Annotated in this window: 10 protein-coding genes; 5 read left to right on the top strand and 5 right to left on the bottom strand. The window is 40.2% G+C overall.

What is annotated here, in order from left to right; genetic code table 11:
- Both hldE and glnE read right to left on the bottom strand, forming a co-directional pair.
- A complete protein-coding gene (gene hldE / locus FH976_RS05895) occupies positions 1 to 1,431 on the bottom strand; it encodes a bifunctional D-glycero-beta-D-manno-heptose-7-phosphate kinase/D-glycero-beta-D-manno-heptose 1-phosphate adenylyltransferase HldE (RefSeq protein ID WP_194089977.1) in 1,431 nt (476 codons plus the stop codon).
- 134 nt (positions 1,432 to 1,565) lie between these two features.
- Positions 1,566 to 4,445: a bifunctional [glutamate--ammonia ligase]-adenylyl-L-tyrosine phosphorylase/[glutamate--ammonia-ligase] adenylyltransferase gene (glnE, locus tag FH976_RS05900; protein ID WP_194089978.1), complete on the bottom strand. Its 2,880-nt coding sequence runs from the start codon at positions 4,443 to 4,445 to the stop codon at positions 1,566 to 1,568.
- Positions 4,446 to 4,621: 176 nt separating this feature from the next.
- Between glnE and FH976_RS05905 the strand changes: the two genes are divergently transcribed.
- The gene (locus FH976_RS05905) at positions 4,622 to 5,386 is read left to right on the top strand and encodes a potassium channel family protein (RefSeq protein ID WP_194089979.1); all 765 of its coding nucleotides are present in this window, start codon (positions 4,622 to 4,624) and stop codon (positions 5,384 to 5,386) included.
- Between the two features lie 35 nt (positions 5,387 to 5,421).
- On the opposite strand, the gene FH976_RS05910 is transcribed toward FH976_RS05905, so the two are convergent.
- Positions 5,422 to 6,945: a CYTH and CHAD domain-containing protein gene (locus tag FH976_RS05910; RefSeq protein WP_194089980.1), complete on the bottom strand. Its 1,524-nt coding sequence runs from the start codon at positions 6,943 to 6,945 to the stop codon at positions 5,422 to 5,424.
- Positions 6,946 to 7,164: 219 nt separating this feature from the next.
- On the opposite strand from FH976_RS05910, the gene FH976_RS05915 reads away from it, so the two are divergent.
- The 3 genes from FH976_RS05915 to FH976_RS05925 all read left to right on the top strand — a co-directional run bounded on the left by FH976_RS05915 (position 7,165) and on the right by FH976_RS05925 (position 10,055).
- Positions 7,165 to 7,845: a TIGR00153 family protein gene (locus FH976_RS05915; RefSeq protein WP_194089981.1), complete on the top strand. Its 681-nt coding sequence runs from the start codon at positions 7,165 to 7,167 to the stop codon at positions 7,843 to 7,845.
- A gap of 117 nt (positions 7,846 to 7,962) precedes the next feature.
- Positions 7,963 to 9,225, top strand: coding sequence for an inorganic phosphate transporter (locus FH976_RS05920; protein ID WP_194089982.1), 1,263 nt, complete (start codon positions 7,963 to 7,965; stop codon positions 9,223 to 9,225).
- Between the two features lie 218 nt (positions 9,226 to 9,443).
- Complete coding sequence (locus FH976_RS05925; RefSeq protein WP_194089983.1) at positions 9,444 to 10,055, top strand: TIGR04211 family SH3 domain-containing protein; 612 nt, start codon at positions 9,444 to 9,446, stop codon at positions 10,053 to 10,055.
- A 111-nt stretch (positions 10,056 to 10,166) separates the two neighbouring features.
- Here the strand turns inward: FH976_RS05925 and mutT are convergent, their stop codons facing one another.
- Positions 10,167 to 10,571 carry an 8-oxo-dGTP diphosphatase MutT gene (mutT, locus tag FH976_RS05930; RefSeq protein ID WP_194089984.1) on the bottom strand — a complete coding sequence of 135 codons (405 nt, stop codon included), beginning with the start codon at positions 10,569 to 10,571 and terminating at the stop codon, positions 10,167 to 10,169.
- 92 nt (positions 10,572 to 10,663) lie between these two features.
- Entirely contained in the window at positions 10,664 to 13,399 is a 2,736-nt protein-coding gene (gene secA / locus FH976_RS05935) for a preprotein translocase subunit SecA (RefSeq protein WP_194089985.1), read from the bottom strand.
- Between the two features lie 337 nt (positions 13,400 to 13,736).
- On the opposite strand from secA, the gene FH976_RS05940 reads away from it, so the two are divergent.
- Positions 13,737 to 14,192: a DUF721 domain-containing protein gene (locus FH976_RS05940; RefSeq protein WP_194089986.1), complete on the top strand. Its 456-nt coding sequence runs from the start codon at positions 13,737 to 13,739 to the stop codon at positions 14,190 to 14,192.
- Positions 14,193 to 14,218 lie beyond the last annotated feature (26 nt).

Genomic DNA, 14,218 nt, shown 5'->3' on the forward strand with positions numbered 1-14,218 from the left:
CTAACCTTTACCACCTCTAATCGCATTAATGATTTCAGATGTCGAACAGCCATCTTCAAAATTTAATACTTTAACTTCGCCACCCGCGGCAATTACTTCATCACCACCCGCAATCTCTTCCGGCTTATAATCCCCACCTTTAACAAGAATACTCGGGAGAACTTCTGCAATTAAACGCTGTGGAGTATCTTCAGAAAATGGGACTACCCAATCTACTGCGCCTAAGCCTGCTAATACTGCCATACGGCGATCTGTTGGGTTTACTGGGCGACCAGGACCTTTTAAACGTTTTACTGAAGCATCAGTATTAACCGCAACAATTAGACGATCGCCTAATTCAGCAGCATGATTTAAATACGATACATGACCGGCATGTAAAATATCAAAGCAGCCATTCGTCATGACTACCTTCTCGCCACGGGCTCTAGCACGCTTGACCGCTTCAATTAATGTTGACTCACTAATCACACCATAATCAGTATCTTTACTGCCATGAATAGCTTCAGCTAACTCAATAGTCGACAGTGTTGAAGTACCTAATTTTCCGACAACTACTCCAGCAGCGGCATTGGCCAATGCGCATGATTCTTTTAAATCTTTTCCTGCTGCAACCGAGGCTGCTAAGACCGAAATAACCGTATCACCGGCACCCGTCACATCAAAAACCTCTTGAGCTTGCGTCGGTAGATGAAAAGGTTCTTGTCCTCGTTGCAGTAATGTCATGCCATGCTCGCTACGAGTCACAAGCAAAGCTTCAAAGTCAAACTTCTCAATTAATGCTAAGCCTTTTTCAACTAAGTCTTGTTCATCCTTCGTCTTCCCTGCCACTAATTCAAATTCAGAAAGGTTGGGAGTGAGTAGTGTGGCTCCACGATATCGTTCAAAGTCCGCACCTTTAGGATCAACAAAAACAGGAACCTTAGCGGAGCGAGCCTTTTGAATCATCACTTGTACGTCGTCCAAAGCACCTTTACCGTAATCCGATAAAATTAATGACTGTACGTGCGGTAGATATTGCTCCATTCGTTGCATTACAAGGGCAGAATCGACGCCAGCAAAGCTTTCTTCAAAATCAAGACGGATCAGCTGCTGACCGCGGCTCATCACGCGTAACTTAGTGATAGTTGGTAACTCAGGAATCGATACGAAATCACACTGTACATTTAATGATGATAATTTATCAACAAGCACTTTAGCCGGTTCGTCATCTCCGGTTAAACCAATTAATTTTGCATTACCACCTAATGCCGCAATATTCATTGCCACGTTTGCCGCGCCACCTGGACGTTCTTCGTTGTTTTCAATTTTAACCACAGGAACCGGCGCTTCAGGAGAAATTCGAGCCGTTGGGCCATACCAATACCGATCAAGCATGACATCACCAACAATCAACACTCCAGATTTAGCATAATTGGGCAAAATAGGTTTCATAATACTCTCCGATGGTTCAGTTTATAGTTCGCGTTATCAACACCTATAACTAAGCCATAAATTTATAACAACATAATATAGTTAATTGGTGCGGATCATATCACATACACCAAGAACGAAAAGCCAGTAATCGGTTAAGACTCAGCAGGTAACGGTAACCATGATTGCCATTGCGTTTGAATACACCGCCTTTGTTCCACAAAACGGGACTCATCCACATCTGCACTTTGTTTTAGTAAATTACGATGATGAATTTCATCTCTTAGAGTTGTGTAAGCTTCTATCAACCGTTCAGCTTGCATCACTGTGATTAAATCTTGTTGCGCCATAACGCCAAGAATTCGAACATTGTCCGACCATTGTGTTAACTCTGGGTATTGATGGCTATATTGCAAGACCCAATATTGCACCAAAAACTCAACATCGGTTATCCCCCCTTTATCTTGTTTTAGCATAAAGCGACCTGCTTTTTTAGCTCCAAGGTGGCCGCGCATTTTTACGCGCATATCCGCAACTTCTTGTTTGAGCTTACCTTGATCTCTTTCAAGGCTCAGTATCGTAAAACGAGTCTGACTAAATGCTTGTTCCAGTTGTGCATCACCATAAATCATCCGTGCTCTAACTAAAGATTGATGTTCCCACGTCCACGCATCTTTATGTTGATATTCATCAAACGTTTCCGCAGTGCAAACCAATAAGCCTGATGCACCCGATGGTCTTAAACGAGTATCTACATCATATAAAATACCCGATGGCGTACGTGCTGAAAATATATGAATGATGCGCTGAGCAAGCCGTAAATAAAACTGCCTACCATCGATTTCTTTTGCCCCATCAGTGGTAATGCTTTCAGGGCAATCATGTAAGAAAACCACATCAAGATCAGAGTCATACCCTAACTCCCAACCACCCACTTTACCGTAACCAATAACCGAAAATCCTTTACCATCTCTCCCAATCAAATGGCGAGGTTCGCCAAATTTCTGGCTCACTTGTAACCAAGCTTGCTGCACGACCGCATCCATAATCGCTTCGGATAAATACGTTAAGTGATCGCTCACTTTCATAACCGGAAGCACACCGGCAATATCTGCCGCTGCAACTTTTAAAATACAGATCTGTTTGAATTGGCGCAGCGCTTCCATTTGCTGTTCCATATCATCTTCAGGGATACGAGCTAAGAAATCTCGTAACTCTGAACGATAATCAGCTAAAGCAATAGGATTATAAAGCTGCTGAGGATCAATCAATTCATCCAATAAAATAGGATAACGTCCCAACATTTCAGAAATCATAGGGCTCGCAGTACACAAACGGATCAGCTGTTTCAAAGCGCCCGCATGAGCTTCCAACAATTCTAGATAAGTAGTACGCGTAACAATTTTAGTCAGAATGTGTAAAACGCGTGGTAAACCAAATTGCGCATCAGGATGAGATAAAACAGTTTCAAATATCTTAGGCATCAGTTGGACTAATACTTCTCGACCACGTTGTCCTAATGTTTTCTTCGCTAAATCTTTTTTAAACTGACTAATTATAGCGGCCAATTCTTCCGCTGATTCAATACCAAGATCCGTGATTAAAATATTTTCCACAACATCCTGTTGTAAAGCCATATCCCATATTTCGATAAAATGCGTCGCAACCATCGATTCTTGGCTTTCGTCCTCGCCAATAAGATCAACAAAAATCGCATGAACTTGCTGCATATGATGAGTAATCGACGCCATCAATTCATCCCAGCACTGAGCTCCCATCGCACAGACTAAACGCTCTTGATCGAGTGGATTATCCGGTAAGGTTTGAGTTTGCTTATCATGCATAGCTTGAATAAGATTCTCCACACGGCGTAAAAATAGGTAGCTTTGACGTAGCAATTCAACCTCATTAGATTCAAGTAAATGAAGTTCATCAATCGCCACTAATGTTTCTAACAAGCCACGATCACGTAAACTTGGTTCTCTGCCACCTCGAATCAACTGGAACACTTGAGCGATAAACTCTATTTCTCGGATCCCGCCAGCCCCTAATTTAATATTATTCACTAAACCACGGCGACGAACCTCTGCTCGAATCATCGATTTCATTCGACGCAGCGATTGAATCGCACTAAAGTCAATATAACGACGGAACACAAATGGTCGTAGCATTTGACGAAGTTCTTGGTATTGAGGGTACATTTCACTTCCCATCACCCTCGCCTTCACCATCGCGTAGCGCTCCCAATCTCGACCTTGTTCTTGGTAATAATCCTCTAAAGCGGCGTAGCTCATCACTAATGGGCCGCTCTCACCGAAAGGTCTCAAACGCATATCCACACGGTAGCAAAACCCATCTAACGTTGGCTGATCGAGTGATTTTATAATCCTCTGACCTAGTCGGGTAAAAAACTGTGCGTTATCAATACTACGACGCTGGCCTTGAGTTTGACCATTTTCAGGATAGGTGAAAATCAAATCAATATCAGAAGAAAAGTTAAGCTCGCCGCCCCCTAACTTACCCATACCAATAATAAGCATAGGTTGCGCTTGTCCTTCGTCATTACAAGGCGTTCCCCACTCCTGGCAGCATGCTTGATATTGCCATCGGTAAGCTTCAAAAATCATGGCTTCTGCCAGTTGTGATAAATGCGATAAACTGGTTTCCAGATCCCAATGCACGCTCGTATCATAAGAAAGCAAGCAATCTCGCCAAGCGATAATAACCATCTCTTGACGGCGAAAAAGACGTAACTGACACATGAGTTCAAGTTCATTAGTACAAGTACTTAATCTCAGCGCTAATGCCTGTCGATAGTGATTTTCTCGGTCATTTTTTGTTAACAATTCAGGTAATGCGGCCATCAATGCTTTATCGCCTTGTAATGAATCAAAAATAAAATCACTCAAAGGCAAAACTTGTTCTAATTGCTGCAATATATTTGTAGGCCAATTAATTAATATTTCTTGATAACTTTGCTGTAAAGCACTCATGGATTTTTGGCATTGTTGCTGTAATTGAGTAGAGAGAACCATGATTTTTCCTTGTATGTATTATACCAATCGTCGTAATTGCTTTAAGATTTAACTCACTAAATAGAGACAATGATGCAATATGGTCAATATCAGCACCCTATCGTGTTGGCGACCACATTAAATCCACTCTAGAAAACAGTGAGAGTCGCTTTACATCTATTCCTAAAGGAACATCTATGCATAAATATTACAGTGATGTTGATTTTAAACCGTTGAGTTTAATGTCATTACTGCTTTCGATTGTTTCTTTGATTCTGGTTTCGTATTTATTATTTATACCTGTATCCGAAGATACTCGACATACTTTATTAGGCATTGATACGACTATCTGTTGTCTATTTTTATTTCAATTGAGCTTAGATTGTTATCGTTCTAAGCACCGCCTTAAATACTTAAAATTGCACTGGTTGGATTTCCTTGCAAGCTTACCTGCGATCGAAATTTTCCGTTATGCCCGCCTGCTGCATGTATTTAGGATCATTCTGATTTTACGTTTTAACAAAAAAGTGGTTCAGCAAATACTAGAAAACCGTAAAGAAGCGACTCTTGCAACTATTTTTACACTGCTGATTATCTTACTCTGCTTAGGTTCAAGCTTTATGCTGTTATTTGAAGAGAATGATCCAAGCAGTAATATTAAGACTGCTGCAGATGCATTATGGTGGAGCATAGTAACAATCTCTACGGTGGGTTATGGTGATCACTATCCGGTGACATTTTCCGGGAAGATACTCGCATCCATACTGATCGTTTGTGGCGTTGGTATTTTTGGTATGATCTCAGGCCTTCTTGCTTCGATTATCGCTTCACCAAATAGTAAGCAGCACACCCAAGACAAGAAGAACATTGAGTTAATCTTACAGCAACAACAGAAATTAATAACCCAGATCGAACGACTCGAATTACAGCTACAAGAAAAGCATGAAAAAGGGATCCGATGATCCCTTTTTCATGCCTAAATAATATTCAGCCATATTTAATCATGCCAATACGGAGTAAGTTCTAAACAGTGAGTCCGCGTTTTTTCCATTGCATGTAAAATCGAATTTTCTTGTCGTTTAAGCCAACGGTCTAATTGGTCTTGCTGCTCAACATTAAGTTCTTCATGCAGCTGCTTTAATGGCGTTAGATTCAACAAATCATCAATACCTTGCAGTAAGTCAACCCAAGGTAAACGAAATTGGGTTCTCAAGTTAAGATCAAATAATGAGGCAAAAGCGAGACCGGTATAAAGAGTTCGACTCAAGCGTAATTGTTGATCAATATAATCCTGACATAAAAAAGAACGTTCAACAGGAAAAGCTTCAACTAATTCAGCCCAACTACGATCAAGCTGCTTTTTCGCAAATAATGTCACGCTTTGACTCATTTTTTGCTTAGCTTTATCATCAAGGAATGAATTCCAATCACGCGATAATATCCAACGGCTTAAATCAAGCAGAACAGCGGTATATCGAGCAGACTGGAAAAGCTCCAGCATGTCATCTCTGTTAGGTAACGCCTCTTTCTGAAGGATGAGTTCATTGACTAAATGTTTTTGGCTATCAAGTTTACGTAAAATATAGCCTTTATCTTTTGTTAGTTCATTAAGGTATTGATCATTTTTAAGCCATGCTAGCTCATCATCCAACCACTTAAATTCTTGACGTAAAATAGCACTGGCACGGCGGGGAATAATTCCACCGTAAATGTGGAAAAGTTGACGAATAAACTCAATCGCTTCATTGATTTGCTCTAATGCAGCAATCGAATCATGCTCTGCATAAATTTGCTCATGATAAAGCCAATGAGATAAAGCATGTTCAAGTGAATCCACAAAACAAGCCTCTACCGTATCGCTTGGTTGTGTTTCAACTAAAGCAAAGCTCATAACCGGATCGCATTGATAATCTTGTTGAGCTAAACGATAACCACGAGCCGCTTTACTTAGATTCCCTAGGCGCATACCACCTTTGTCTGATAATAGCCGGGCCAACGTAAATAACGATTCAGTCTGACCTGATTTAAGCTCTAACTCAACTTCGCAAATAGGAGTATGTTGGTCGCCAACAATGACGGCACCTTGATCGAAAGCAAGTTCGATCTGACTGCCATCAGGCATACTCAGCAACCATTGTTCACGTTCAAAATTAGTTTCAAATAATGGTAATAATTCGCTTTGTAAATCGTGCCAATCTCGATTTTCAGGCCAGATATCAGTGGGATGAAGTGAAAGGTCAGGTTCATTACTGGTATGTTCAGCGTTGAATTCTGGCCTTTGATGTAAGCCTGCAACAACTCGACCGGATGTTTTCACCGTTTGAACATAGACATCATCATCACTACGACGAATGCGCAGACCAATATCATGCTGTCTTAGCCATTGATCTGAAGTATCAAAATAGAGATTAGACAGTGCTCGACAACTATGTTGAAGTACCTTCATTTTTTCTATTTTTAATTTTAGAATATCGGAAAAATCAGGTGAAACAAAAAATTTCAGTTCTATCTCAGTTTCCATGTTCAAATCCGTAGTTGATAACACTGAAAGGATATGGCGGAATGCATAAAGGAGCAAGTAAGAAATAACCGCAGTTGTTTTTAAACATGCTCTAAAATAGTATGAATGCCAGTAATATTAAGTTAACATGCGCGACTTTATAGCGCTGCCAAGCATTTGACCACTAAAGTTTTAAGGTTAAATGTCCTATGAGTTATATTTTTTGTAGGTTGAATAACCATGCCAGTAAATACAATTATGGGGCTATTTGCAAAGTCCCCTATTAAGCCTTTGCAAGAACACGTTGTCCGTGTAAATGAATGCTGTTCACACTTGATTCCTTTTTTTGAAGCTTGTGCTCAAGAAGATTGGGATGAAGCGAACAAACAACGTGAAACCATATCTCGTCTTGAACGAGAAGCGGATTCACTAAAACGTGAAATTCGTCTTAAGTTACCTCGTGGGCTATTCATGCCAGTCGATCGTACTGACATGCTTGAGTTGCTTACTCAGCAAGACAAATTAGCTAACCTTGCCAAAGATATTGCAGGCCGCGTTATTGGTCGCCGCTTACAAATCCCTTCTACACTCAATGAATCCTTTATTGCTTATGTCATTCGTTGCCTCGATGCTGCTAAACAAGCTCAAAAGGTAATTCATGAACTTGATGAGCTACTTGAAACAGGCTTTAAAGGCCGTGAAGTAACGCTTGTTGCAGAAATGATTAATCAATTAGACGAAATTGAAGATGATACTGATGTTATGCAAATCGCATTACGTCAGCAACTCATGGAAATTGAATCTAAATATAATCCTATCGATGTCATGTTCCTATACAAAATATTGGAATGGGTTGGTGGTATTGCCGATCAAGCCCAACGCGTTGGTGCTCGATTGGAAGTCATGTTGTCTCGTTCATAAGTTCGACTCAATCAAAAATAATCAAAACAGTACAAAGTAACTTATGCAGTTGGTTCAGGGTGTGATTCCCTGTGTTCAGCCAACTCGAATTGTTACCTCAAAAAACTAGGTATTACGATGGATATCCTCGCAAACTACGGCACTATTATTATTTTAGTTGCAGCGTTATTTGGTTTCCTAATGGCTATTGGTATTGGTGCAAATGATGTTGCTAATGCTATGGGCACATCTGTTGGTTCAAAAGCACTAACAGTCAAGCAAGCAATTTTTATTGCCATGATTTTTGAATTCGCTGGCGCCTACTTAGCTGGTGGCGAAGTAACTGATACTATTAAAAATGGAGTCATCGAAACTTCCTTTTATACCTCACATCCAGAAGTTTTAATCTATGGCATGATGTCTGCTTTATTAGCGGCGGGAACTTGGTTACTGCTCGCCTCTTATATGGGCTGGCCTGTATCTACCACGCACTCCATTATTGGTGCTATCATCGGTTTTGCTTGTGTCTCAACAGGTACTGAAGCCGTAGATTGGCATTCAGTACAAGGCATTGTGGGTAGCTGGATCATTACTCCATTTATCGCCGGGCTTTTTGCTTACGGTATTTTTGTTAGTGCTCAACGGTTAATCTTTGATACTGAAAACCCAGTGGCAAATGCCAAGCGGTTTGTACCGGTTTATATGTTTTTGACCACAATGGTCATCGCACTGGTTACGATCAAAAAAGGGCTAAAACATGTTGGCTTACACCTTACTCATGGTGAAGCTTGGATCTATTCTATTTTGTTTTCGACCTTAGTTATGATTGGTGGCTATCTTTACATTAAACGTAAGTTCGCCAGCCAAGTAGAAGATCATAGCTTTGCTGGTGTAGAAAGTATCTTTAGTATTTTAATGGTTATTACCGCTTGTGCGATGGCATTTGCACATGGCTCAAACGATGTAGCGAATGCTATTGGGCCATTGTCAGCAGTGGTGGCAACCGTGCACAATATGGGTGAATTGACGGCGAAAAGTGAAATTGTTTGGTGGATTCTGCCACTCGGCGGTTTAGGTATTGTGGTTGGCCTTGCCACTATGGGCCATAAAGTAATGGCGACTATTGGCACGGGTATTACCGAGCTGACACCAAGCCGTGGTTTTGCGGCTCAATTAGCGACAGCAACAACGGTTGTACTAGCTTCTGGAACGGGTCTTCCTATTTCAACAACACAAACATTAGTAGGTGCAGTATTAGGTGTTGGCTTTGCTCGTGGCATCGCAGCCCTGAATATGGGCGTGGTACGTAATATTGTCGCATCATGGATTATCACCTTACCTGCAGGTGCCGTATTAGCAATAGTATTCTTCTACGCAATCCAAGCCGCATTTGGTGGCTAAGCCTTCGAAGGTTAGTATACTGTCAAAGCAGTGTCATAATTGTGCTTTAGACATAAAAAGAGGGAGCTTTCGCTCCCTCTTTTCTTGCACGCTAAGCCGAAACTTCTTACTATTTCGTTATCTGATTATTAACTGACTTATTTGACGTACTTGGGCTCATCTGTGCTTAATTAGCATTATAAAAGAGCAAGGCGTTTATTAATTAAAAGGAACAAAATGTGAAAAAGCTTTTTTGCTTAATCCTATTAACATGTTTTTTTGCTCCATCAACATACGCACGTGATTTCTATATCTCTGACAACCTTTTCACCTATATGCATTCTGGCCCTGGTAATCAATATCGAATTATTGGAAGTGTCGATGCGGGCGATGTAATTAAAATATTAAGCTCGAACAAATCAGCGGGTTTCTCTCAAGTGATTGATAGTAAAGGTCGTAAAGGTTGGGTAGAAAGTAAATATGTTACCTCTGATGTGAGCATGTCTATTCGCTTACCTCAAATTGAGAAAGAGTTATCAACGGTAAAAAATGCATTAGCCAATGCTCGTAAAACGTCAGACACAGAAAAAGCAGGCTTAGTCAGCTCCCTTAAGGTGAGCAATAAGCAAATATCGGATCTTGAAACAAACTACCGCAATCTAAATCAACAACTCTCAGACTCTCAAGCAGAAGCTCGAGAACTACGTGCTAAGTTAGATACGCAAAAAGATGACTTGCTTATACGCTACTTTATGTATGGTGGTGGTGTTGCAGGACTAGGGCTGTTATTTGGTTTGATCCTTCCTCACATCATTCCACGTCGCAAAAAAAATAATGGTGGTTGGGCTTAATCGTCTTACGCTAAAACTAACAAATTATAGAAATCACTATAGCCAGATTAGGTAGTCAACCTAAGTCTGGCTTTGTTATTTACACAATAAAACATCACTTTTTACGTTAAATTACTCCGCTCTATTTTGCTGCATCAAACGTTCTACAATCGGTTCATTCGCTTCTGGAAATTGGTAATCACGGATATCTTCAATTTTCACCCACTTTCCTTCCTGCCCTTCTTTACCATAAGCCTCACCAGAAAAATCAAGCACACTGAAAAAATCAAAGGTCAGTTTTTTATCTGGGTAATCATAGTCTAAATGTTCAAAGTGGGTTAATTGGGTAACGTTAATATCAACTTCTTCATACAACTCTCTAATCAAGCCCTGTTCCGCGCTTTCATTTAACTCAACCTTACCGCCGGGAAACTCCCAATATCCACCTTTATGAAGCTTTTTAGGTCTTTTAGTGATGAATATCTTATCTTGATTCGAATTAAAGATAATACCCGCGACAATATGTAATCTAATCATTATTACTCCGATTAAAAAAGGCCGCCGAAGCGACCTTTACTTGATACTCATAAATTAGGTATCGAATCAATATCACCCATAAATCACATTAATTATGCAATTTTACCATGACATTGTTTATATTTTTTTCCAGAACCACATGGACAAGCTTCATTTCGACCAACCTTACGTTCTTCACGAACGACGGGTTGGGAAGCTTCATCTTGTGCTTCACTATCATCTAGGCCTTCTACACTTGCATGCTGATACTGTTGACGACGAGAAGCTTCTTCGGCTTGAATACGACGTTGTTCTTCCATGCGATCAACCTCTTCACGCTCCTGAACTCGAACTCGGCTTAGCGTTGAGATAACATCGAATTTCAAACTATCTAATAACTCACCAAACAACTCAAACGACTCACGTTTAAATTCTTGTTTAGGATCTTTTTGAGCATAGCCGCGTAAATGAATGCCTTGGCGCAAGTGATCCATTGCGGCAAGATGCTCTTTCCAAAGCGTATCAAGAGTTTGTAGCATCACTTGACGTTCAAAGTTACGCAGTACTTCTGCACCAACCACTTCTTCTTTATTTTTATAAATAGCCGATGCTTCATCAATAATACGATCACGTAAAACTTCTTCATACAGCTTATCGTCTTCATCTAGCCAAGTTTGGATAGGAAATTCGAGATCAAAATCAGCTTGTAGGCGAGCTTCTAATCCCGCCACATCCCACATATCATCCAGTGATTGTGGTGGAATATATTGTTCAAATACAGAGGTAAGCACATCAATACGATTTTGGCCCAACATCTCACTAATGTCGCCAGCACTCATTAATTCATCACGTAATTCATACACCACTTTTCGTTGATCATTGGCAACATCATCATAATCAAGTAATTGCTTACGAACGTCAAAGTTACGACCTTCTACTTTGCGTTGTGCTTTTTCAATTGATCGAGACAGCATACGACTTTCAATCGCTTCACCTTCTTCCATACCGCTTTGAATTAAACCAGCCATACGATCAGAGGTGAAAATACGAAGTAGGGAATCTTCCATTGAGAGATAAAAACGCGAAGAACCCGCATCACCTTGGCGACCAGAGCGACCACGAAGCTGATTATCAATACGACGAGATTCATGACGCTCAGTGCCAATGATGTGCAAACCGCCCGCGTCAAGTACCGCATCATGCACTAATTGCCATTTGGCTTTTATTTCAGAGATCTGAGAGTCCGTAGCTGCCGAACCTTGTTTATCCGTAAGTTTTTCAACTTCAGCTTCCCAACTGCCACCTAATTTAATATCAGTACCACGGCCAGCCATATTGGTTGCAATCGTTACCGCTCCTGGAGTACCCGCTAGCTCAACAATTTCAGCTTCTTTTTCGTGAAACTTAGCATTAAGAACACTATGTTTAATTTTCGCATCTTTCAATGCATTCGATAACAACTCAGATTTTTCAATCGAAACGGTACCGACTAGGATTGGCTGTCCTTTCTCTACACGTTCCCTAATATCTTCAATAATAGCGGCAAATTTATCGACTTCAGTGCGATAAACAACATCCGGCATATCATTACGAATCATTGGACGGTTAGTGGGAATAACCACCGTATCCAAACCATAGATGGATTGGAACTCAAATGCTTCTGTGTCGGCAGTACCCGTCATGCCCGAAAGCTTATCGTACAAACGGAAATAATTTTGGAAGGTAATAGAAGCTAAAGTTTGGTTCTCATTTTGAATTTTAACCCCTTCTTTCGCTTCAACAGCTTGGTGTAAACCTTCAGACCAACGACGTCCAGGCATTGTTCGGCCTGTATGTTCATCAACAATGATAACTTCATCATCTTTCACAATATAATCGACATCTTTTTCAAATAATACATGGGCTCGCAATGCCGCTGTAATATGGTGAAGAAGGCTGATATTTGCTGGAGAGTAAAGGGTTTCGCCCTCTTCCATCATGCCATTACGAATCAAAAGCTCTTCAACAAACTCTTGACCCGTTTCAGTCATATGAACTTGTTTCGCTTTTTCATCAATGGTGTAGTGTTTATCCCCACGATATTCTTCCGTATCTTCTTCTTCTTGGCGCTCTAAATTTGGGATCAATAGATTGATTCGTGTATACAAATCAGAACTATCTTCAGCCGGACCTGAAATAATAAGAGGAGTACGGGCTTCATCAATTAAGATAGAATCCACTTCATCGACAACAGCAAAGAAACGCTCACGTTGTACGCGATCTTCAGGGCGGAATGCCATGTTGTCACGTAAGTAATCAAAACCAAATTCGTTGTTAGTGCCATACAAAATATCACATTGATACGCGACCTGCTTTTGCTGAGGGATCATGTTCGGAACATTGATTCCAACAGTCATGCCTAGATATTCAAATAATGCTCGATTAGTTTCAGCATCGCGAGCGGCCAAATAATCATTCACAGTGACAATGTGAACCCCCTTACCCGCTAATGCATTAAGATATGCAGATAATGTAGCGGTTAACGTTTTACCTTCACCAGTACGCATTTCTGCGATTTTCCCACCATTAAGAACCATGCCGCCAACGAGCTGCACATCAAAATGTCGCATACCATAAATTCTTTTTGATGCTTCACGTACCGTTGCAAAAGCTTCTGGCAATAGTTGATCAAGTGTTTCACCATTTTGATAGCGCTCACGAAATTCAACCGTTTTATTTTGCAGTTGTTCATCAGTTAAAGCATTAAAGTCAGGTTCAAAACTATTTATCTTATTTACGATTTTACTTAGCTGTCGTAGAGTTCGATCATTGCGACTACCAATGACACTGGTCAGTAATTTAGTTAACATTATTTATGAATCTCTCTTTCTGATCCTTGGGATCTCTGCTTTCAGTTTCTCATCACTTAATACTTAAAAACTAAGAATACTGATATAAATGTTGTCTATTTATTAGCATATGGTGCTGAAGCACTGTATTTTCAAGGATAAATTTTTAGTAGGTACATAGTATGGGATTCTTGAGCTATCTTCTATCTAGAAACGTCTTTGTTTACGGGGTTTATCACTTTTTTTGATCACACATCATTTTTTTTTATTATCTGACTAAAATTAAGTGGTAATCAGTTAAAATAAACCTTAACTGATAATGATTACACTCATTGCCTCCTCAATTTAAAGGGTACTTATGCGCGATCATCGTCCTACTTTAACTAAAGATTTACTGATAGATTACCGTATGGGGAAGTTAAGTCAGCACGTTAATGACATACTGAAGATCAATAAAGCTCTTCAATCCATTTTAACGCCCGTATTTCGCCCTCATTGCCGAGCGGCAAACATCAAAAATAGTCAGTTATTGATAGAAGTTGCTAATGCCTCATTACAAATGAAACTGAACTATGATCGTATTCATATCTTATCTCAATTACGAGCAAATGGTTTCTCTAAACTAAGTGGCATTGAATTCAAAATTAACCCAGATCTTTACCGGACAGACTCCATAAAAGAAAAACCTGTCACGCCTTATAAGTCATCGGGTTTGAGTGAAAACTCAGCACAATCAATACTTATGATCGCAGGATTAGCACCGCCAAAACTAAAGCTTCGAATTGAAAGTTTAGCTAAATTAGCAAAAAAATAGCACCCATCTCAAATAGATAACGTGAT

This window comes from Vibrio hibernica (genome assembly GCF_015223435.1).
GTDB classification, from domain to species: Bacteria; Pseudomonadota; Gammaproteobacteria; order Enterobacterales; family Vibrionaceae; genus Vibrio; species Vibrio hibernica.